Genomic DNA, 18,970 nt, shown 5'->3' with positions numbered 1-18,970 from the left:
GCCGCAGAGAAATTGCGGCAACGTCAATCGGTTAGATGCAGGAACGCGTGAAAGCGGCTCACTCGAACAGCGGCGCCAGCTCCATCTGCGGCACCAGCACGAGACCCTTGTCGGTGATGCGAATTTCCGGAATGACCGATAAGGGAATCAAATTGAAGCCCATGTAGGGAATGGTGCAGCCGGCCTCCGCCCATTCCTTCTTCAAGGCCTTGACCTCGTCGGCCACCTCTGTGACTCGCTTGTCGGACAGCAGGCCCGCGATCGGCAGCGGGACCAGCGCCCTCACCTCGCCGTCGGCAACGACGCAAACGCCGCCCTGCCGCGCCTTGATGGCGGCGATGGCGACCTGCATGTCGGGCTCGTTGGTGCCGGCGACGATGATGTTGTGGCTATCGTGCCCGACGCTGGAGGCGACCGCGCCGCGCTTGAGGCCGAAATCCTTCAAGAGGCCGTAGGCGACATTGCCGGCCGATTTGCCATGGCGCTCGACCACTGTGACGAAGCACAGGCCGTAGCGCGCGAACAGCGACGGCCAGTCCTTTGCGGGCTCGATCTTAACCTTCTCGTGGATCAGCGTGATGCCAGGCAGCGCGGTCTTGATCGCGTTGACCGTACACGCTTTTGCTGGAAGCTCCGGCGTCAGCTTGACCTTCTCCGGCAGCTTCACAGTCGCATAGGCCGCCTTCGGATATTGATAGCGCTGTGACAGTACCTGATCGAGACGTGGCGTGATCCTGCCATGCTCGACCACGAGCTCGCCGCCATACCAGGTGCATTGCGGCTTGAGTTGATCATCCATCAGCACGAGATCGGCGCGGCGGCCGCCACCGAGCCCGCCGATATCGCCATCCATGCCGAAGCGCGTCGCGCCATGCAGCGAACCCATCGACCAGGCCTGCTCCGGCGACATCCCCGCCTTCACGGCTTCGCGCACCACCCAGTCGAGGCCGAACAGCAGGAGATCGTCGGCATCGCGGTCATCGGTGCACACCGCCGTGCGCTTGTGCGAGGCCCCAAGCTCGGTGATGGTGCGGATCGCCTGCGGCAGCGAATGCCAGGGCGTCGTCGGCGGTCCGCCGCGCAGGAACACCCAGACGCCGGCGTCGAGCAGATCGTCGGCGATGTCGCGATCGATCGCTTCGTGGGTGTCGGTGACGCCGGACGCCGCATAGGCCGCGACGAACTCGCGGCCGTAGACGTGGCCGGACACCGGCCGTCCCCGCTTCAACGCGGCCGCGAGGATGGCGTGGCTGCGCTCGTCGCCCATCGTCACCGGCACAAAGTCCATCTTCTCGCCGAGTGCCACGGCTTCGGGCCAGCGATCGAACAGACCCGCGATCTTGTCGGGCGTGAGATCGCCGCCAGCCGTCTCGAGCTCAGCCGATGTCGCAGGGACGGTCGAAGGCACCGTCAAGAAAATCGAGAGCGGCGCCTCCCGTGCGTCCTCCAGCATCGCCTCGACGCCAGCGACATCCATGACGTTGCCGATCTCGTGGCTGTCGCAGAAGATCGTGGTGGTGCCGTTGAGCAGCGCGGCCTCGGCATAGGCGCAGGCCGTCACCATCGAGGATTCGATGTGGATGTGCGGATCGACCAGGCCCGGCGCGACGATGCCGCCGGCGGCGTCGTAGAGCGGCACACCGTTCCAAGTCTTCTTCGCTGTTCCGGCCGGCTTCACGGCGGCGATGCGGCCGCCGGTGATCCAGACCTCGCGGTTCGCGTGGATGCGCTCCGAATAGGTCGAAAGCACCCGAGCGCCAGTGATGACGAGATCGGGCGCAAGGCGCGCGGAAGCGACGTCGGCAAGGCGGCGCGTCATGCCGTGCAGCGGCGCGACGGCAAAGCGGGTGAGTTTTGTCATGGGGCTCTCGCGTGACGGAAACAGCCCAGCAATGGTTGCGCCCGCAGGCCGGTTCGGCAATTCAAATAAAACGGCACCCGTGCTTACGCTTTAGGCGCCGAACCTCCTGCCGTCCCCGCTCTCGAAGACCTGCGCGGGTTCCGCCTTCTCGGCGGTGCGGCGGCTGCGGTGGCCTTGACCCGAATTCGCATCGACCGGCCCTTCGACTCGTCGATCTCGAAGGAATTTGTCTTTCGCACGAGATCGCTCAGCTTGCGGAAGCCGAACGTCCTCGGATCGAAATCGGACGCGAGATTGGCAAGCTGCCGACCGACCTCGCCTAACGTAACCCAGCCGTCCTCGCTCTCCATCTGGGTGATCACCTTCTTGATGATCGGCGTGGCCGCTTCGGGTGGCTGAAGCGATGCCGACCTTGAAGTGGCGTCCTGCGTATTCGCCGGTCCGGCAAGGAGGTTCTCCGTATAAACGAACCTCCGACAGGCCTGCCTGAAGCTTTCCGGCGTCTTCTGCTCGCCGAACCCGAAGACGTCGATGCCCTGCTCCCGGATGCGAGCGGCCAGGCGGGTAAAGTCGCTATCCGACGACACCAGGCAAAAGCCGTCGAACCGGCCGCTGTGGAGCAGGTCCATGGCGTCGATGACCAGCGTGATGTCGGAGGCGTTCTTTCCCGTCGTATAGGCGAACTGCTGCTGTGGGATGATGGCGTGCTTCGACAGGATATCGGCCCAGCCCCTGGACCGTGCGTTGGAGAAATCGCCATAGATACGGCGAACGCTGGCCTCGCCGATCTTGGCAATCTCCTCGAATAGTCCGTCCGCGATCTTGGCGGAGGCATTGTCGGCGTCGATCAGAACCGCCAGACGCGGCGAGCGGAGCTCGGAAGGCATGACAGTTCCCCACGAATGGACGCGACACAAGACGACAAGTGCGTCGGGACGGCTAAAGCATGATCCGGAAAAGTGCGCAGCGGTTTTCCGAAAAGATCATGCTTAAACAACAACCTAAAGCGCGATGACGATTCATCCTAATCGCATCGCGCTTTAGTCCTCGTTCGCCTTGAACCGCCCCAGCCCCTTCAGCACAAACGGAGCCAATAGCGCAAGCAGTGCGATGCCGAGCAGCGTCGCCGAGATCGGGCTCTGCAGCAGCGTCATGGGATCGCCGAGACTGATCGCGAGCGCGCGGCGCAGCTGGCTTTCGGCGATCGGGCCGAGGATCAGGCCGACCACGACCGGCGCGATCGGAAAATCGAACCGGCGCATCAGAAAGCCGAGCACACCGAAGGCGGCCAGCATCGACAATTCCACCACCGACGGCTTTGCGGCGATGGTGCCCATGGTCGCGAACACGAGGATGCCGGCATAGAGCCAGGGCTGCGGGATCGCGAGCAGCCGCACCCACAGGCCGACCAGCGGCAAATTGAGCACCAGCAGCATGCAATTGGCGATGAACAGGCTGGCGATCAGGCCCCATACCAGGTCCGGCCGTTCGGCAAACAGCAGCGGTCCCGGGTTGAGGCCATATTGCTGGAAGCCCGCCAGCATCATCGCGGCCGTTGCCGAGGTCGGCAGCCCGAGCGTGAGCAGCGGCACCAGCGTTCCGGCGGCGGAGGCGTTGTTGGCGGCTTCCGGCCCCGCGACGCCTTCGATCGCCCCCTTGCCGAATTCTTCGGGGTGCTTCGTCAATCGTTTCTCGGTCGAATAGGACAGAAAGGTCGGGATCTCCGCGCCGCCCGCGGGCAGCGCGCCGATCGGGAAGCCGAACATGGTGCCGCGCAACCACGGCTTCCATGAGCGCTTCCAGTCTTCCTTCGTCATCCAGAGCGAGCCGCGCACCGGCTCGAGCTTCTCCTCGCTGTGGTGGCGGCGCGAAGCGACGTAGAGCGCCTCGCCGAGCGCGAACAGGCCGACCGCAAGCGTCGTCACCTCGACGCCGTCGAGCAGCTCAGGGACGCCGAACGCGAGCCGCGCCTGGCCCGTCAGCTTGTCGATGCCGACGAGGCCGAGCGTCAGGCCGATGAACAGACTGGTCAGGCCGCGGATCGGGGAATCGCCGAAGGTTGCCGACACCGTGACGAAGGCGACGCACATCAGCGCGAAATAGTCCTCGGGGCCGAAGCGGACGGCGAAATCGACCAGCCAGGGCGCGAGGAAGGCAAGACCGATGGTGGCGATGGTTCCGGCCACAAAAGAGCCAATCGCAGAGGTCGCAAGCGCCGGCCCGCCGCGGCCGGCCTTGGCCATCTTGTTGCCTTCGAGCGCGGTCGCCATCGAGGCGCTCTCGCCGGGCGTGTTGATCAGGATCGCGGTGGTCGAGCCGCCATACATGCCGCCGTAATAGATGCCGGCGAACATGATCAGCGAGCCGCCGGGGTCGAGCTTGTAGGTGACAGGCAGCAGCAGCGCGACCGTCAGCGCCGGGCCGATGCCGGGCAGCACGCCGACGGCGGTGCCGAGGAACACGCCGATCAGCGCATAGAGCAGGTTCATCGGCTGGACCGCAACCGCCATGCCGTGGGCCAGCGCCGCAAAAGTGTCCATCACAGCAGTCGCTCCAGCGGGCCGGTCGGAAGGCTCAGCGTCAACAGCCGGTCGAACGCGAGATAGATGAGGGTCGACATCACCAGCGCGATGATGCTGTCGACGAGGATGGCGCGGCGCCCGAACGCCGCCGACGTCGTCACGAACAGCGCCGAGGTTGCCAGGATGAAGCCGCCGCCAAGGCCGATGATCGCGATCAGCAAGGCCAGGCCGACCAGGATCAGAAACACCGGAACGGGGTCGGCGCTTTCGCGCGCGGGCAGATTCCCGCGCAGCGCGTCGATCAAATTGCCGATCGCGAGCAGCCCAAGGCCGCTGGCGACCACGACCGGCATCGCCTCCGGCCCCATGCCGTACATCGCGGTGGATGACAGGCCGCGCGCGTCAAACACCAGTACGGCGGCGAGACCTGCGAGCAGCGCAGCGATGACGACGCCGGCGCGATCGACGCGCCGCGGCGGCTGGGCGGGATCACCCGAGGTCATGACTTAACCAGGCCGACCGACTTCAGCACGTCGGTGACGCGCACGGTTTCCTTCTTCAGGAAGTCGGCGAAGGCATCGCCCCCGAGATAGGCATCCTCCCAGCCCTTCTGCTTGAGGATTTCCTTCCAGGCATCCGACTTCACCATCTTCTCGACCGCATCGGTCAGGGTCTTGCGCTGCTCCGGCGTGATGCCGGGAGGCGCGACGACCGAACGCCAATTGGCGATCACGAGGTCGATGCCCTGCTCCTTGAAGGTCGGGATATCGCTGCCGGCGATGCGCTTCTCCGAGGTCACGCCGATCGCGCGCAGCTTGCCGGACTTGATCTGTCCTTCATATTCGCTGAGGCCCGAAATACCCGCGGTGACCTTGCCGCCGAGGATCGCGGCGAGCGACTCGCCGCCGCCGGAGAACGGGATGTAGTTGATCTTCTTCGCGTCCGCGCCGACGGCACCGGCAAACAACGCCGCCATCACATGGTCGACGCCGCCGGCCGAGCCGCCGGCAAAGGTCACCTTGGCGATGTCGGCCTTCACCGCGGCGGCGAGATCCTGCGCCGTCTTGATCGGCGAGTTCGCGGGCACCACGATCACCTGAATTTCTTCGGTGAGGCGCGCGATCGGCGTCACCTGTTCCAGCGTCACCGGCGACTTGTTCATGGCGAGGGCACCCACCATGACGAAGCCGTTGACCATCATCTGGTTGCCGTCGCCCTTGGCGCCATTGACGAACTGGGCGATGCCGACGCTGCCGCCGGCCCCGGGAACGTTGGTGACCTGCACGCTGCGCGCCACACCAGAGGCCACCAGAGCCTGCTGCATCGAGCGCGCGGTCTGGTCCCAGCCGCCGCCCGGGGCCGCCGGCGCCATCAGCTTGAGCTCGAGCTGCTGGGCAAGGGATGGCGTCGCTGTCGCAAGGGTCAGCGCGATGGCTGCGCCGGCAAGGCGCGCGGAAAATTGGAACATGAGGACGCTCTCCAGGCTCATGCGGACGTTTGCCGCATTGTGTCGTTTCGTCGCATATCAACCAAAACGGCCGATGCTGTCCAGCGACAGCGCCCAGATTCCTTCGTGTTAGCGGGGCGTCGGCATCACCCCACCCAGCGCGACAGTCAGCTCGCCGGCGACGTCGCGCACGATTTGGCCGACGTCCGGCAATCTGTCGTCGGTCAGGCGGCTGGTCATGCCGGAGACGGAAATCGCCGCGAGCGGCTCGGCGCAGTCGTTGTATACCACCGCGGCAATGCAGCGCAGGCCTATGCAGGCCTCCTCATCGTCGAGCGCAAAACCCTGCCGGCGGATCTTTTCGAGTTCCTTGAACAGATCGCTCGGCCGCACGATCGACTTCCCGGTCAGGCGCGGCATGCCGTGATGGCGGATGACGGCGCCGACGTCCTCATCCGAATAGGTCGCGAGCACCGCCTTGCCGACGCCTGACGTCACCATGGGGACACGGCCGCCGACTTGGGTCAGCGAGCGCATGATCTCGCGGCTCTCCATGCGGGTCAGAACGATGATGAATTCGTCGTCGACGACGGCGAGATTGGCCGTCTCGCGGGTCAGATCGCGCAGCTTGCGCAAATATGGAATCGCCTGCGTCGAGAAGTTGCGCCGCCGCGCAAAGCTCGCGCCGACCGTGAAGGCGCGCGAGCCGACGTGCCATTTGGATTCGGCGCGGTCGAACTGCACGAAGCGACGGCTCTCCAGCGTCGCGAGCAGGCGATGCACGGTCGAGGTCGACAATCCCGTGCGGATCGCCAGATCGCTGAGGCGGTAGCCCTCGTCGTCCTCGGCCAGCGTTTCCAGGATGGAGAGCGCGCGGTCGACGGACTGCACGCCGCCGTCGCGGGTCTCGTGGTCGGCCTCCGCAGCCGATTTGGGCTCGATCGATTTGCGCCGGATCACGTTCTTGTTCATCGCGACCTGCCGCTTGTGCATCCGTCATTCCGGGATGGTCCGCCGGGACTGCGCGCAGCGCGGGCCTGGCGTACCAGACCCGGAATCTCGAGATCCTCAGGTGCGCAATTGCGCACCATAGTTCGATGCTCCGCATCGCCCCGGGATGACAGGAGAGTTAGGCTCAGAGCAGCCCTGCCCCGCGCGCCCATCTGTACTTGGCTCCCAACACCTCGACCGGCAGTTCGGTCGAATAGGCATAGGCCGGGATGCCGTTCTGGTAGAGATATTCGGCGGCTTCCTCGACCTCGACGTCGCCGGCGAGCGAGGCGACCATCGGCTTCACGAAGCCCTTGGCCTCCATCTCCTTCTTCACCTCGACCATGTTGCGGGCGAACACCATCGGCGGGGTGACGATGGTGTGCCAGTAGCCGAGGATCAGCGCGTGGATGCGCTCGTCCGACAGGCCGAGCTTCACGGTGTTGACGTAGGTGATCGGCGGCTCGCCGCCGGTGATATCCACAGGATTTCCGGCCGCGCCGAACGGCGGGATGAACTTGCGGAAGGCCGCGTCGAGATCCGGCGGCATCGACATCAACGACAGGCCGTTGTCGACGCAGGAATCCGACAGCAGCACGCCCGAGCCGCCGGCACCGGTGATGATCAGGACGTTCTCGCCCTTCGGCGTCGGCAGCACCGGTACGCCGCGGGCGAATTCGAGCAGCTGGCGCAGCGAGCGGGCCCGGATCACGCCGGACTGCTTGAAAACGTCCTCGTAGATGCGGTCATTACCGGCGAGCGCGCCGGTGTGCGAGGACGCCGCCTTCGCGCCCGCCGAGGTGCGGCCGGCCTTGAGCACGACGACCGGCTTCTTCTTGGAGACGCGCTTTGCGGCCTCCGCAAAGGCGCGGCCGTCCTTGAGGTCTTCGCAGTGCTGCGCGATCAGGTTCGTGTTCGGATCCTGCTCGAAGAAGGCGAGCAGATCGTCCTCGTCGATATCGGACTTGTTGCCGAGGCCGACGATGGCCGAAACGCCCATTTTCGCCGAACGCGAGAAGCCGATGATGGCCATGCCAATGCCGCCCGACTGCGACGACAGCGCGGCATGTCCCTTGACGTCGTAGGCCGTGCAGAAGGTCGCGCAGAGATTGGCCGGCGTATAGTAGAAGCCGTAGATGTTCGGCCCCATCAAGCGGATGTCGTACTTCTTGCCGACCTCGACGATCTCCGCCTGCAGCTCCGGCGCGCCGGCTTCGGCAAAGCCCGACGGAATCAGAACCGCGCCGGGGATTTTCTTCTCGCCGCATTCGGTCAGCGCCGCCGCCACGAACTTGGCGGGGATCGCGAACACCGCCACGTCGATCACGCCAGGCACGTCCTTGACGCTCTTATACGCCTTGTAGCCCAGGATCTCGGCGGCGTTGGGATGGATCGGGTAGATGTCGCCCTTGTAGCCGCCGTTGATGAGGTTCTTCATCACGGAGTTGCCGATCTTGCCGTCCTCGGCGGAGGCGCCGACCACGGCGACCGCCTTGGGCTGCATGATACGGTTCATCGCCGCGACGATCTCCTCGGTCGGGCGGGGCTTCGGCTTCGGCACATAGGCGAAGTCGACGACGATGCGGACGTCGGCGGCGGTCGCGCCCTTCGGCGTCGCGAACACCGGATTGAGGTCGAGCTCGACGATTTCAGGGAAATCGGTGACGAGCTGCGAGACCTTGACGATGATTTCGGCGAGCGCCGAGCGGTTCACGGGCTCCCCGCCGCGCACGCCCTTCAGGATCTCATGCGCCTGGATGCCGTCGAGCATCGACAGCGCGTCTTCCTTGGTCGCCGGCGCGAGGCGGAAGGTGATGTCCTTGAGCACCTCGACCAGCACGCCGCCGAGGCCGAAGGCCACCAGCTTGCCGAACGAGCCGTCGGTGATCGAGCCGACGATCACCTCGGTGCCGCCGGCCAGCATCTGCTGCACCTGGACGCCCTCGATCTTGGCATCGGCCTTGTACTTCTTGGCGTTGGACAGGATGGTCTCGTAGGCCTTCTCGGCCTCATCCGCCGTCTTGAGGCCGACGATAACGCCGCCGGCTTCGGTCTTGTGGAGAATGTCCGGCGAGACGATCTTCATCACGACCGGAAAGCCCATCGAAGAGGCCATCTTGCCGGCTTCGCCCGCCGACTTCGCCACGCCCTCCTTCGGCACCGGAATGCCGTAGGCGTCGCAGACCAGCTTACCTTCCGGGGCCGTCAGGCTGGTGCGGTTGTCCGCCTTGACCTGGTCAAGCACCTTGCGGACGGCATCTTTGGAATTGGACATGTGGCTTCTCCCTTGACCTCAGTTCGTTCTTTTCAAAGCGCGCGCGTGTTTGCGGCTGCCCGTGATGCTTGCCATTCGCCGCGCTCTGTTCCATGTCGCGGGCCGGAGCGGCATAAAGCCTGAGATTACTCCGCCGCCATGGATCAAAAATGGCTGGCTATGGCATTTGGTATGCCAGAAGCCAACTTGTCAAGCTGTAGCATGGCTTAGAACGCCGCAAAAAATCGCCGCCTTGACATTCTGGCATGTGGTATGCCAAAAACTTTCCCGTGAATATTCCTGTAAAAGACGACTCCCCACTGGAGGAGATTCGTCGTGTCACTGCGGAAACCAACCAAGGCGTTGCCGAACATGGCCGAGGCAGACATCGCAATCGTTCGTATTGCCCCGGAGAGCAGCTTCAAGAACAAGGCGTATGACGCCTTGAAGGAAGCCATCCTCAAGATGGACATCTATTCGACGCCCGAGCCGGTGATGCTCGACGAGCGCGCGCTGTCCGAACGCCTGGGCGTCAGCCGCACGCCGATCCGCGAAGCCATCGCCATGCTCGAGCAGGACGGTTTCGTGAAGACGGTGCCGCGCCGCGGCATCATGGTGGTGCGCCGGACCAAGAGCGAGATCGTCGACATGATCCGCGCCTGGGCGGCGCTGGAGAGCATGGCGGCACGCCTCATCACCACCACCGCGCGCAAGAAGGACATCACGGCGCTGCGCGACTACTTCAAGGATTTCGGCAAGGACCGTCTGCCCGAAGATCATGTCGAGGAATATTCCCGGGCCAACATCGCCTTCCACCAGGCGCTGATCTCGCTGTCGGAGTCCCCCGTGCTGGTCGATCTCACCAACGACCTCTTGCTGCACGTGCGCGGCTATCGCCAGCTGACCATCGGACGCAAGGATCGTACCGCGACCTCGCTGCCCGAACATCTCGGCATCATCGAAGCGCTGGAAGCGCGCGACACCGAGCTCGCCGAGAAGCGCGCCCGCGATCACACTCTCGGCCTCGCCGCTTACGTCGAAGCGCACGGCCAGGAACTTTTCACTTAGACCATTCACCAGAAGGGCGAACAACTCGCCCCACTACTTGAGACCAGGGAGACAAGGCCCATGCTGAACACCGCGACCAAGTCCGAGGCACCGGGCACCGAGCAGGAGCTGACGGATGGCTTCCATCTCGTCATCGACGCGCTCAAGCTGAACGGCATCAACACAATCTACAATGTGCCGGGCATCCCGATCACGGATTTGGGCCGCATGGCGCAAGCCGCCGGTATTCGCGTGATCTCCTTCCGCCACGAGCAGAACGCCGGCTACGCCGCGGGCATCGCCGGCTATCTCACCAAGAAGCCCGGCGTCTGTCTCACGGTCTCGGCGCCCGGCTTCCTCAACGGTCTCACTGCGCTCGCGCACGCCACCACCAACTGCTACCCGATGATCCTGGTCTCAGGCTCCTCCGAGCGCGAGATCGTCGACCTCCAGCAGGGCGACTACGAGGAGATGGACCAGCTCGCGATCGCAAAGCCGCTGTGCAAGGCGGCCTATCGCGTGCTGCACGCCCAGGACATCGGCATCGGTTTCGCCCGCGCCATCCGCGCCGCGGTCTCGGGCCGTCCGGGCGGCGTCTATCTCGACCTGCCGGCAAAACTGTTCGGCCAGGTCATGAACGCCGAGGCCGGCCAGAAGTCGCTGGTCAAGGTGATCGACGCGGCGCCCGCGCAGATCCCCTCGCCCGCTTCGGTTAAGCGCGCGCTCGACGTGCTCAAGAGCGCAAAGCGTCCGCTCATCATCCTCGGCAAGGGCGCGGCCTACGCCCAGGCCGACGAGGAGATCAAGGCTTTCGTCGAGAAGAGCGGCGTTCCTTTCCTGCCGATGAGCATGGCCAAAGGCCTGCTTCCCGACACCCATCCGCAATGCGCAGGCGCGGCCCGCTCGACCGTGCTGAAGGACTCCGACGTCGTCATGCTCATCGGCGCCCGGCTGAACTGGCTGCTGTCGCACGGCAAGGGCAAGAGCTGGGGCGAAGCGCCGAAGAAGTTCATCCAGGTCGACATCGAGCCGCGCGAGATGGACTCCAACGTCGAGATCGTCGCGCCCGTGGTCGGGGACATCGGCTCGGTCGTCTCCGCCTTCAACCAGGCGATGGCAACGGGCTGGACCGCCCCGCCCGCCGACTGGACCAAGGCGATTTCGTCCAAGCGCGAAGAGAACGTCGCCAAGATGGCGCCGAAGCTGATGAACAACAAGTCGCCGATGGACTATCACGGTGCGCTCGGCGTCCTGAAGAACGTCATCAAGGAATATCCCGAGGCGATCCTCGTCAACGAAGGCGCCAACACGCTCGACCTCGCCCGCGGCGTCATCGACATGTACCGCCCGCGCAAGCGTCTCGACGTCGGCACCTGGGGCGTGATGGGCATCGGCATGGGTCAGGCGATCGCAGCTGCGCTCGAGACCGGCCACCCCGTGCTGGCGGTGGAAGGCGACTCGGCGTTCGGCTTCTCCGGCATGGAGGTCGAGACCATCTGCCGCTACAACCTTCCGATCTGCGTCGTCATCTTCAACAATGACGGCATCTATCGCGGCACCGACGTCAACGGCGCGAATTCCGATCCGGCGACCACCGTGTTCGTCAAGGGCGCTCGCTACGACAAGATGATGGAAGCTTTCGGCGGCGTCGGCGTGAATGCGACCTCGCCCGACGAGCTCAAGCGCGCGGTCAACGAAGCCATGAAGTCCGGCAAGCCGACGCTCATCAACGCGGTGATCGATCCGGCCGCGGGCTCGGAGAGCGGCCGCATCGGCAACCTCAATCCGCAGAGCGTTCTGCAGAAGAAGTAAGTCCACCCCTCAACCCTTATTCCCTGCCGGGTGCAGGGGCAGACAAAAGAGTACGGAGCAACACGATGACCAAAGCGCTCGAGGGCGTTCGCATTCTCGACTTCACCCACGTCCAGTCCGGACCGACCTGCACGCAGCTACTGGCATGGTTCGGCGCCGACGTGATCAAGGTGGAACGTCCGGGCGTGGGTGACATCACCCGCGGCCAGCTGCAGGACATCCCGAACGTGGACAGCCTGTATTTCACCATGCTCAACCACAACAAGCGCTCGATCACGCTCGACACCAAGAACCCCAAGGGCAAGGAAGTCCTCACCGAGCTGATCAAGAAGTGCGACGTGCTGGTGGAGAATTTCGGCCCCGGCGTGCTCGACCGCATGGGCTTCCCCTGGGAGAAGATTCAAGCGATCAACCCGAAGATGATCGTCGCCTCGATCAAGGGCTTCGGCCCCGGACCGTACGAAGACTGCAAGGTCTACGAGAACGTCGCGCAGTGCACCGGCGGCGCCGCCTCGACCACCGGCTTCCGCGACGGCCTGCCGCTTGTGACCGGCGCGCAGATCGGCGATAGCGGCACCGGCCTGCACCTGGCGCTCGGCATCGTCACCGCGCTCTATCAGCGCACCCACACCGGCAAGGGCCAGCGCGTCACCGCCGCGATGCAGGACGGCGTGCTCAACCTCTGCCGCGTCAAGCTGCGCGACCAGCAGCGTCTCGCCCACGGCCCGCTCAAGGAGTACAGCCAGTTCGGTGAAGGCGTGCCGTTCGGCGATGCCGTGCCGCGCGCCGGCAACGATTCCGGCGGCGGCCAGCCCGGCCGCATCCTGAAGTGCAAGGGCTGGGAGACCGATCCCAACGCCTACATCTACTTCATCACCCAGGCCCCGGTCTGGGAGAAGATCTGCGACGTGATCGGCGAGCCCACCTGGAAGACCGATCCGAACTACGCCAAGCCGGCCGCCCGCCTGCCCCGCCTCAACGAGATCTTCGCCCGCATCGAGCAGTGGACGATGACCAAGACCAAGTTCGAGGCGATGGAGATCCTCAACAAGGACGACATCCCCTGCGGCCCGATCCTGTCGATGAAGGAGATCGCGGAAGACGAGTCGCTGCGCGCGACCGGCACCGTGGTCGAGGTCGACCACCCCACCCGCGGCAAGTACGTCTCGGTCGGCAATCCGATCAAGCTCTCGGATAGCCCGAGCGACGTGCAGCGCTCCCCGCTGCTCGGCGAGCACACCGACGAGATCCTGCGCTCGGTGCTCGGCTTCTCGGATCACCAGGTCGCCGAGATCCACAAGTCCGGCGCCCTCGACCCGCCGCAGAAGCAGGCCGCGGAGTAAGCAGGCCCCACATTGAACGAGACGAAAGGGCCGCCCGAAGGGCGGCCCGTTTTGCTTGGGAGGCGCGCAGTCGCAGGCTCAAAATCAAAACTGAAAAAACAACCCCATGCACAGTAGCCATCCCATTGGCTCGCCACGGTATTTCTGATTCAACGAAAGAATCCTGACCCGTCGGGCAAAACAGGGGTATGATGCCATCGTGGATGTCATGCCGGGAGTGCACATTGGGCGCTGGCTGTTGCCACATCGGAACGGATCCCCGACATCCACGCCGCTCGCGGAAGCGGGCATTTCGCCATTGGCCTCCGGGTTGACCGAGATCTTCAGCGATCTCCCGCCGCTAGCAGCGCTGGCCCTGCATGATCGCGGGACGGCAATCAGTATCTGCTCAAGTTGGATTTCCGGCGTTGCCCCTCCCGCCTCTGCCCTTCGCTCCCTTCACGGAAGCGAGTTCAGTCCTGGTGATTGGCATCACGCTTGTCGCTCGTCTCAACTGACTTTTACAACAATATCAGCTGTTATCGGACACTATAGCCCCCCTCGACACGCTTCAATCGAAGCACATCGCCGTAGGACTGCTCCAGCTTCTGAGCGTAAGCTTCCAGTACTTCCTCGTCCCTTTTTGGCAAGATCCTCGAAACGGCATGTCCCGCCTGAGTGAGAATATAGACTGGGATGGCCGGCTGCCCCTCGTAAAGTCCAATTGGTTCAGTGCTCATAAGCGGTTGACGGGAAAGTGAGCTGATATCGCGAATCCCGATCGCCACTTCGCCCATCCCGAGCATCCAGATTTTGTCGTCTGGCTTCGAAGTATGCGTCGACTCCACGAAATACTGTAGCTGCCCGCCCTCGCCAGGATCTAGGAGAAGCCCGGCCTCGACCAGCCGCGTTATTTTCTCGAACTCAAGCACTCCAGACAAAGTTCGCGGAATCACATCATTCAAACGGAAATTGCAAACCTCCTCGAACACTCGGGCAGTTTGGCCGTCCAGCTCATCGACCACCCTCAGAACTTTTGGCGCAAATGATCCGGGCTCTCGCACTTCCGCAGCCAGCACCCGGCCCCATTTTTCCCTCAGAGCTTCTGTTGATGCCTCCTCCGCGTGCCGCTCTAGCTTATCGACAAACAGAGGATCTAAGTCGCTCGCTTTGCCCGAAGCTGATGGATCTCGGCGCAAGTCCTCGATCGCATGCCGGGCAACGCCGTCCTTATTCTCTTGGCGGATACCAATGGACCGGAGATAGCTCGACATCGCGCGGTCGGCGAATTCGGCGTCCGTTTTCATTCGGCCAATGGCGTGTTTACGCATTGCGTCCATCAGCTGGCGCTCCGCTTCGATCTTTGTCCTGGATCGAACGTTGCTGGCTTCCACTGGCAAATTGACGAAATCTACGAGGTTTCCAACCAGCCGGTCTAATGCTGCGGCGGCACGGCTTCTTGCATTGGCGTTGAGGCCTGCTTCCGTCAGTTCGACTCCGACAGAGATCTTCTTGTCTAGCGGATCGCGGGTCATCGGCTCAGCTCTCGTTTGGGGAACAGAGCTAAGCCGGAATCCTTCGCGACCGCAAGTTTACGAGAAGCCATCGCCAGCGTGATCGTCGAATTCGGTCTCGCGCCGGTCGTAAATCTTGAGCGTATCGATCCTCTTGTGCCGCGAGATCTTCGAGACCTTCAGCGGATCCTGGCCGTCGGCGAGTGCCGAAGTGACGAAGCCGGCGCGCATCGAGTGCCCGGAGAAGATGGTCTCGTCCAGCCCGGCCGCCTTAACGGCGCGTTTCACTACTCGCGCGATCGAGCGGTTGGAAAGTGGGGCCAACCCCCACCTTCCCGTGTCGATCGACTTCCCAAAAGATCGGCCCCTCGGTGATGCCGGCGGCCTCGAACCAGGCGTCAAGGGCGTCGACAGGCCGCAGCTGGCGGCCGTTCGGTACCGGGAGCTCTTCGTTCCCTTCCTGGTCGGTCTTGGAGGCGTCGATGTGCAGCACGATTCCGCGGGCGCGGCGCTCGATGTGATGCACATGTAAAGCGGTCAGCTCAGATCTGCGCAGCGCCGCGGCGAAACTGACAAGCAAAATCGCCCGATCGCGCAAGCCGGCGAGCGTTCTTGGCAAGATGTGAATCAGACGGGCGAGCAGCTCGGCCGTGGTCGACGCCTTCCGGGTCTGCCGGGCGCCGAGGGCGCGGCGGATGCCGCGCATCGTCGCCTTGACGCCTTCGGCGCTGGTCGGCAGCGGGTCGAAGCCGCCGGCGCGGCGGGCCGCGGCGATCGCGGCGGTGCGACGCTGAATGGTGGACGTCTTGCTACCGCTGTCGGCGAGCTGCGCCGGGCGATGGTTTCCGGCTCGGCCGGGAGCGGTTGTTCGAGCACCTGGCCGCACCAGGTGACGAAGTCCGCTCAGTCAGAGCTGTAGGCCCGACGGGTGTTTCTTGAGCTCGACGCCGCGAGATAGGCGCGTACCGAGGCCGTCGGATCGACCAAAATTGTCGATTCTGTCATGGTAGTTCTCGATCAAAAAAGCAGAGAGGCCACCATGAGCGACGGCAACGAAGACGACGCCCGCCGGATTTGGGTCGTAGAGATACACACTCCAAACGTAGCGCACGGTTCGCTCGAAACGTTCTTCGACCGCCTGACGGTCGAGGAAGCGATCGAAAAGCTCGAAACGAACGCGACCAAAGCCTTGGTAGTTCGTAAGCCTCTCGACGCACCAATCTCTGACCTTCGAGCGTTAGACGACTTCCAACAGCGAACCGGCAAAGGCCTCAAGCGAATTTTTCCCTGATCGGTTCGGCCTTCCATCCCGTCAATTGTTCCCACCGTGCGATTACCAGGCCGCAATATTCCGGACTGAGCTCCACCGCGAAACAGCGGATTACGGTGACAGTACACTCAATTGTACTTCGTCAGCGGCAGATTAGGTGCACGGTCCCCGTAATTCCCGAGACCCTCAGCGATCTCCCGCCGCCAATTGCTCACGAAAATACTTCACCACCGCCGCGTTGAACTCGCGATGAAATCCTGCCCGGTCGAACGCTGCGGGCACATCGGTGCAGATGCGGGGCACGGCCGCCGCGAGTTCCGCCGAGCATGGAGCGAGGAACGCATAGTGGCCGGCCGGCACGACGTGGATGTCAGGCTTGCCCGGCAAGCCTTCCGCGACGCGCGCGTTGCCGGAGCCGTCGCCGACGCCGGGCCCGCCGAACTGCGAGCGCCAGAACTGGATAGGCACCTTGACGGCGGCAAGGTTATCCCGCGTCAGCGTGGCTGGTGCTGGATCAACGATGACGGCGGCGCGGATGCGCGCATCCCGTATCGGCTCGGGCGGCGTCTCGCCGTTGTGAAGCTGTGCGCACATGCCGGTCGTCTCCTTGCAGAGGCTGGCGACCCTGGCGAAATCCGGCTTGATCCCCATCAGCACGAGGCCGGTCGCCCCGCCGAGCGAGAAACCGACGAAGCCGACCCTCGCAGGATCAATCACCGCCCTGTCCTTCCAGCCGTTCAACAGAAAATCGAGCAGGCGCACGATGTCGGCCGGACGCGATCCCCAGACCGACAGCGTATCGCGCCGCGAGGAGTCGCTGACCGTATCGCCGGGATGATTGATGGCGGCGACAACGAAGCCGGCATCGGCCAGCGCCTCCGCCGTGTCGTGCTGCTGGCCGAAAAATCCGCCCCGGCCGTGCGAGTAGATGACGATCGGCAGCTTCGCATCCGTGACGGGACAATCCTTCACGCCCTTCAGATCGAAATCGGCACTCACCGATAAACGGCCGAGGGCGACATGCGTCGGCTCCGCCGCGCACGGATACCAGATCGCGCCCGACAGCGCCGGATCAGCGTCGAGCAACTGAATGCCAGCTGCCGCGGCGGGCGAACCAAGACAGCAGAGCGTGATCGCAAGAACCCAAAGCGTGCAGCGCAACGGAAGCTCCCCTGATTTCCCGCGGGAGTTGAATGAGGAAACGATAGCGGAATTGTGGCTTCGGGTGCGCCCGTCCAGCGCGCCTCTGGATCGGCAGGCGATACGAACCTTCGGGCGTGACCTCCGTCCCTGCACCAAAAGCGGCAACCAGGAGGCCTTGCGCGCGCTGCGGGCTCTGGCCGGAGCTTTTATCGCACCATGGAATTAAAGGCATCGACCATTTTGAGGACCTTGTCCGTTCCAATCGATGCGCAGCCGACAAAAATAGGCGGCCGCGTCGAACCGGGTTCGTCGGCTCGCGATCACGGCCAAGGGGGCTGGCAACACGCGACAATTATAGTAGCGTCGTTGCAAGAAGAAGCGCACGGCGGCTGAAGCCGGGCAACACACAACAGGGAGGACTTTCGATGCAGTTTCTCAAGACTGCGGTTGCGGCCGGGCTTGTCGTTGCGACCTTTACCAACACCTCGCTTGCGCAGACCAAGCCGTCGGAGCTCAAAATCGGCATCACGACGTTCCTGTCGGGCCCTGCGTCAGTCTTCGGTGTGCCGGCGAAGGCCGCGGCGGAGATGATCGCGGAAGACATCAACAAGAAGGGTGGCATCGGCGGCGTGCCGGTCAAGCTCTCCTTCATCGACGAAGGCGCGGGAGGCGAAGCGCTCGTCTCCAACTACCGACGCGTGGTGCAGGACGAAAAGGTCGATGCCACGTTTGCTTCGATCTCGTCGGGCAGCTGCACCCAGTTGGTGCCGATCGCCGAAGACCTCAAAGTCATGAATTTCATGTGGGACTGCGGTGCGGCCTCGATCCTCGAAACCAAGAAGTACCGGTACAATTTCCGGACGCAGGCGAACGGCACGCCGGAAATGCTGGCCGTGCTCCTTTACCTGCTCAAGACCAAGCCCGACTTTAAGACGATCGCGGTGGTCAATCAGGATTATGCATGGGGTCGGGAGAGCTGGGAGATCTTTTCGACCGCGCTCAAGGCGATGAAGCCGGACGTGCAAGTCGTCGCGGAGCTCTTCCCGAAGTTCGGCGCACCGGACTACTCGACTGAAGTTTCCCGTCTGTTGGCGCTGCGGCCGGATGTGGTTCTGACAACGTCTTGGGGTGGAGATCTCGACACGCTGGTCCGTCAGGCTGGTCAGCGCGGCCTGTTGCAGCAGTCGACCTTCGTGCTCGGGATCGGCGAATCATCGATCCAGCGGTTGGGCAAAGACTTGCCTGAAGGCCTGATCGTCGGCGCGCGCGGAGACCACTGGTTCCTGCATCCCGAGAAGAAGAACGACGCGGCCTTCAAGGCGTTCAATGAAGCCTTCAAGGCGAAGACCGGTGCATGGCCGATCTACCCCGTCTATCACATGGCGCAGGCGTTCAAGGCCCTGGAGACGGCCTACGACAAGGCGATCAAGTCCAACGGCGGCAACTGGCCGACGCGCGAACAGGTCGTGGACGCGACGGCGGGCACCGAGTTCGCCACCGGCTTCGGCCGTCCGATTACGCTGCGGCCCGAGGACAACCAGGGCCTCGAAGCTCAGCTGGTCGGCGTCACCAAGTCCGTTCCGGGGTACGACTTCAAGCTGCTCGACAACATGATGATCTTCGATCCGAAGATGATCACCAACCCGGCGGGCGTACGGTCGGTTGAGTGGCTCAAGACGCTCAAGCCGGACTTCGTCAAGATGGACGTGCCGACCTTCAAAGCTCAGTAGCGGCACGCTCGACTTTTGATCCCCGTCCTCCGAGCCGCATCCCGGAGGACGGACCTTT

16 protein-coding genes are annotated in these 18,970 nt (G+C 63.8%); 5 read left to right on the top strand and 11 right to left on the bottom strand.

From position 1 onward, the window contains the following. Positions 1 to 58: 58 nt before the first annotated feature. The 7 genes from AC066S_RS06460 to AC066S_RS06430 all read right to left on the bottom strand — a co-directional run bounded on the left by AC066S_RS06460 (position 59) and on the right by AC066S_RS06430 (position 9,095). The gene (locus tag AC066S_RS06460; RefSeq protein ID WP_478269218.1) at positions 59 to 1,861 is read right to left on the bottom strand and encodes an adenine deaminase C-terminal domain-containing protein; all 1,803 of its coding nucleotides are present in this window, start codon (positions 1,859 to 1,861) and stop codon (positions 59 to 61) included. Positions 1,862 to 1,944: 83 nt separating this feature from the next. Then, positions 1,945 to 2,748, bottom strand: a complete 804-nt coding sequence (locus AC066S_RS06455; RefSeq protein ID WP_135164110.1) for an NYN domain-containing protein — start codon at positions 2,746 to 2,748, stop codon at positions 1,945 to 1,947. A gap of 153 nt (positions 2,749 to 2,901) precedes the next feature. After that, positions 2,902 to 4,401, bottom strand: coding sequence for a tripartite tricarboxylate transporter permease (locus tag AC066S_RS06450; protein WP_126256738.1), 1,500 nt, complete (start codon positions 4,399 to 4,401; stop codon positions 2,902 to 2,904). Continuing rightward, positions 4,401 to 4,886 carry a tripartite tricarboxylate transporter TctB family protein gene (locus tag AC066S_RS06445; protein WP_126256059.1) on the bottom strand — a complete coding sequence of 162 codons (486 nt, stop codon included), beginning with the start codon at positions 4,884 to 4,886 and terminating at the stop codon, positions 4,401 to 4,403. Before AC066S_RS06445 ends, AC066S_RS06450 begins: the two co-directional genes overlap by 1 nt. Next, positions 4,883 to 5,851, bottom strand: coding sequence for a Bug family tripartite tricarboxylate transporter substrate binding protein (locus tag AC066S_RS06440; RefSeq protein ID WP_478269217.1), 969 nt, complete (start codon positions 5,849 to 5,851; stop codon positions 4,883 to 4,885). The genes AC066S_RS06445 and AC066S_RS06440 overlap by 4 nt, the downstream gene beginning before the upstream one ends. A gap of 108 nt (positions 5,852 to 5,959) precedes the next feature. Then, positions 5,960 to 6,802 carry an IclR family transcriptional regulator gene (locus tag AC066S_RS06435; RefSeq protein ID WP_478269329.1) on the bottom strand — a complete coding sequence of 281 codons (843 nt, stop codon included), beginning with the start codon at positions 6,800 to 6,802 and terminating at the stop codon, positions 5,960 to 5,962. Positions 6,803 to 6,965: 163 nt separating this feature from the next. Then, the gene (locus AC066S_RS06430; protein WP_478269216.1) at positions 6,966 to 9,095 is read right to left on the bottom strand and encodes an acetate--CoA ligase family protein; all 2,130 of its coding nucleotides are present in this window, start codon (positions 9,093 to 9,095) and stop codon (positions 6,966 to 6,968) included. A gap of 351 nt (positions 9,096 to 9,446) precedes the next feature. Here AC066S_RS06430 and AC066S_RS06425 point away from each other — a divergent pair, with 351 nt between their 5' ends. The 3 genes from AC066S_RS06425 to frc all read left to right on the top strand — a co-directional run bounded on the left by AC066S_RS06425 (position 9,447) and on the right by frc (position 13,276). Beyond that, positions 9,447 to 10,142, top strand: a complete 696-nt coding sequence (locus AC066S_RS06425; protein ID WP_157282741.1) for a GntR family transcriptional regulator — start codon at positions 9,447 to 9,449, stop codon at positions 10,140 to 10,142. A 60-nt stretch (positions 10,143 to 10,202) separates the two neighbouring features. Beyond that, positions 10,203 to 11,933, top strand: a complete 1,731-nt coding sequence (gene oxc / locus AC066S_RS06420; protein ID WP_478269215.1) for an oxalyl-CoA decarboxylase — start codon at positions 10,203 to 10,205, stop codon at positions 11,931 to 11,933. Positions 11,934 to 11,998: 65 nt separating this feature from the next. Further along, complete coding sequence (gene frc, locus AC066S_RS06415; RefSeq protein WP_478269214.1) at positions 11,999 to 13,276, top strand: formyl-CoA transferase; 1,278 nt, start codon at positions 11,999 to 12,001, stop codon at positions 13,274 to 13,276. Between the two features lie 518 nt (positions 13,277 to 13,794). Here frc and AC066S_RS06410 read toward each other — a convergent pair. Genes AC066S_RS06410 through AC066S_RS06400 form a run of 3 tightly spaced genes read right to left on the bottom strand, consistent with a single transcriptional unit; the run spans position 13,795 to position 15,655 of the window. Beyond that, entirely contained in the window at positions 13,795 to 14,790 is a 996-nt protein-coding gene (locus AC066S_RS06410) for a DUF2806 domain-containing protein (protein ID WP_478269213.1), read from the bottom strand. Positions 14,791 to 14,847: 57 nt separating this feature from the next. Further along, positions 14,848 to 15,057 carry a site-specific integrase gene (locus tag AC066S_RS06405; RefSeq protein WP_478269212.1) on the bottom strand — a complete coding sequence of 70 codons (210 nt, stop codon included), beginning with the start codon at positions 15,055 to 15,057 and terminating at the stop codon, positions 14,848 to 14,850. Continuing rightward, positions 15,041 to 15,655 carry a site-specific integrase gene (locus tag AC066S_RS06400; protein ID WP_478269211.1) on the bottom strand — a complete coding sequence of 205 codons (615 nt, stop codon included), beginning with the start codon at positions 15,653 to 15,655 and terminating at the stop codon, positions 15,041 to 15,043. Before AC066S_RS06400 ends, AC066S_RS06405 begins: the two co-directional genes overlap by 17 nt. Positions 15,656 to 15,808: 153 nt before the next feature. On the opposite strand from AC066S_RS06400, the gene AC066S_RS06395 reads away from it, so the two are divergent. Further along, a complete protein-coding gene (locus AC066S_RS06395; protein WP_478269210.1) occupies positions 15,809 to 16,060 on the top strand; it encodes a hypothetical protein in 252 nt (83 codons plus the stop codon). Positions 16,061 to 16,225: 165 nt separating this feature from the next. Here the strand turns inward: AC066S_RS06395 and AC066S_RS06390 are convergent, their stop codons facing one another. Then, complete coding sequence (locus AC066S_RS06390; protein WP_478269328.1) at positions 16,226 to 17,335, bottom strand: alpha/beta hydrolase family protein; 1,110 nt, start codon at positions 17,333 to 17,335, stop codon at positions 16,226 to 16,228. On the opposite strand from AC066S_RS06390, the gene AC066S_RS06385 reads away from it, so the two are divergent. Beyond that, entirely contained in the window at positions 17,317 to 18,912 is a 1,596-nt protein-coding gene (locus AC066S_RS06385; protein WP_478269209.1) for an ABC transporter substrate-binding protein, read from the top strand. The two genes, AC066S_RS06390 and AC066S_RS06385, sit on opposite strands and share 19 nt — an antisense overlap. Positions 18,913 to 18,970: the final 58 nt, after the last annotated feature.

The organism is Bradyrhizobium sp. CFUWI (genome assembly GCF_056429085.1).
This window is presented reverse-complemented; position numbering and strand designations above follow the sequence as displayed.